We start from the raw sequence: 880 nt of genomic DNA on the forward strand, positions 1-880 counted from the left end.
CCATACAATGCACATTATAATGAATATGAAGTATTAGTTARAGAAAATGAAGAAATTAAATTATATAAAGTGTATTTAAAGCATAGATAAAATTAATATAATAAAAAGGCATGTACTATTTTAAATTAAGGTACATGCCTTTTTTAGTTTGATTATAATATATTTTTTAAATCTAGTAAGTTATTTATTTCATATTTTGGACTTATATCAGTATCGTTTGATTTATTAAATAAATTAAACCAACAAGTATCTATAGAAGCATTTATTCCCCCTTTAATATCAGATGTTAAGCTGTCTCCAACCATTAAAACAGAAGATTTATCATCATGATTTAATGAATTAAGAGCATATTCAAAAACTCTTGGATCAGGCTTTGAGATTTTAACTTCTTGAGATATTATAATTTCATCGAAATAGTGGCTAACTTCAGATTCTCTAATTCTTTTATGTTGAACATCAGAAAGTCCATTAGTTATTATAGCTAATTTATAATTTTTAGATAAATAATCTAAAAGCTCTTTTGTTTCTTCATATAAAAATGAACCCTGACTTAAAAACTCGATATATAAATTGCTTAGTCTATTTGCATCATCCGATAAGTTAAGCTTGTTTATAAGTCTTTGAAATCTTTCTACTTTCAATTTGTCTGAAGTTATTTTTCCTTCTTCAAGCTCTTTCCATATCTGAGTATTTATTTCCTTGTAAATATTTATACAGTAATCATTATCATATTTAGTATCTAAATTAGACATTAATTTTTCTAATGCATGTTTTTCTGTTTTTTTAAAATCAAATAAAGTATCGTCTGCATCAAATAAAATAACCTTATATTCCATAATAAATCTCCTTTTAAACTAATGTATTAAAACTKATTATAACA

Annotated in this window: 1 protein-coding gene; it reads right to left on the minus strand. The window is 23.5% G+C overall.

Annotated features, from left to right (window positions below; translation table 11 throughout):
• Positions 1–152: 152 nt before the first annotated feature.
• Complete coding sequence (locus G3997_RS03370) at positions 153–836, minus strand: YjjG family noncanonical pyrimidine nucleotidase (RefSeq protein ID WP_296648099.1); 684 nt, start codon at positions 834–836, stop codon at positions 153–155.
• Positions 837–880: the final 44 nt, after the last annotated feature.

This window comes from Romboutsia sp. 13368 (genome assembly GCF_018336475.1).
Classification (GTDB): domain Bacteria; phylum Bacillota; class Clostridia; order Peptostreptococcales; family Peptostreptococcaceae; genus Romboutsia.

Excerpts from the sequence above, each read along its gene's own strand:
- G3997_RS03370 (WP_296648099.1), bottom strand. The coding sequence starts at position 836 with ATGGAATATAAGGTTATTTTATTTGATGCAGACGATACTTTATTTGAT.